The organism is Ferrovibrio sp. (assembly GCF_002796975.1).
Classification (GTDB): Bacteria; Pseudomonadota; Alphaproteobacteria; order Ferrovibrionales; family Ferrovibrionaceae; genus Ferrovibrio.
Window position 1 is genome coordinate 1 of record NZ_PEKV01000039.1, and the last position, 1,151, is coordinate 1,151.

A 1,151-nucleotide genomic window follows, 5' to 3' on the forward strand; every position below is an offset into this window, starting at 1 on the left:
TCGAAGATCTTGGCAACCACGCCGGCGCCAACGGTACGGCCGCCTTCGCGAATCGCGAAGCGCAGGCCATCTTCCATGGCGATCGGAGCGATCAGGGTAACAACCATTTTCACGTTGTCGCCCGGCATTACCATCTCAACGCCTTCCGGCAGTTCGCAGTTGCCGGTTACGTCGGTGGTACGGAAGTAGAACTGCGGACGGTAGCCCTTGAAGAACGGAGTGTGACGACCGCCTTCTTCTTTGGACAGCACGTACACTTCGCACTCGAACTTGGTGTGCGGCTTGATGGTGCCCGGCTTGGCCAGAACCTGGCCACGCTCTACGTCTTCACGCTTGGTACCACGCAGCAGAACGCCAACGTTCTCACCAGCACGACCTTCGTCGAGCAGCTTGCGGAACATTTCAACGCCGGTGCAGGTAGTCTTGGTGGTCGCCTTGATGCCGACGATTTCCACTTCTTCCTGGATCTTGACGATGCCACGCTCAACACGGCCAGTTACCACGGTGCCACGACCGGAGATCGAGAACACGTCTTCGATCGGCATCAGGAACGGCTTGTCGATGGCGCGCTCGGGCTCAGGAATGTACGAGTCCAGGGTTTCTACCAGCTTGCGCACGGCGGAAACGCCCATCTCGTTGTCGTCCTGACCATTCAGGGCCATCAGAGCGGAACCGATCACGATCGGAGTGTCGTCGCCCGGGAAGTCGTAGGTGTTCAGCAGATCGCGAACTTCCATTTCGACCAGTTCCAGCAGCTCGGCGTCGTCAACCATGTCGGCCTTGTTCAGGAACACGACGATGTAAGGAACGCCTACCTGACGGGACAGCAGGATGTGCTCGCGGGTCTGCGGCATGGGGCCGTCAGCAGCCGAGCAAACCAGGATCGCACCATCCATCTGCGCAGCACCGGTGATCATGTTCTTCACGTAGTCGGCGTGGCCCGGGCAGTCTACGTGAGCGTAGTGGCGTACCGGCGAGTCGTATTCAACGTGAGAGGTGTTGATGGTGATACCACGAGCCTTCTCTTCCGGCGCGTTGTCGATCTGGTCGAAAGCGCGAGCGGAGCCGCCCCAGGTCTCGGAGCAGACCTTGGTCAGAGCAGCGGTCAGAGTGGTTTTGCCGTGGTCAACGTGACCGATGGTGCCGACGTT

1 protein-coding gene is annotated in these 1,151 nt (G+C 59.7%); it reads right to left on the reverse strand.

The features are described 5' to 3' along the window. A partial coding sequence (gene tuf, locus CTR53_RS21130; protein WP_290818476.1) for an elongation factor Tu occupies nt 1-1,151 on the reverse strand: 1,151 nt, incomplete at both ends.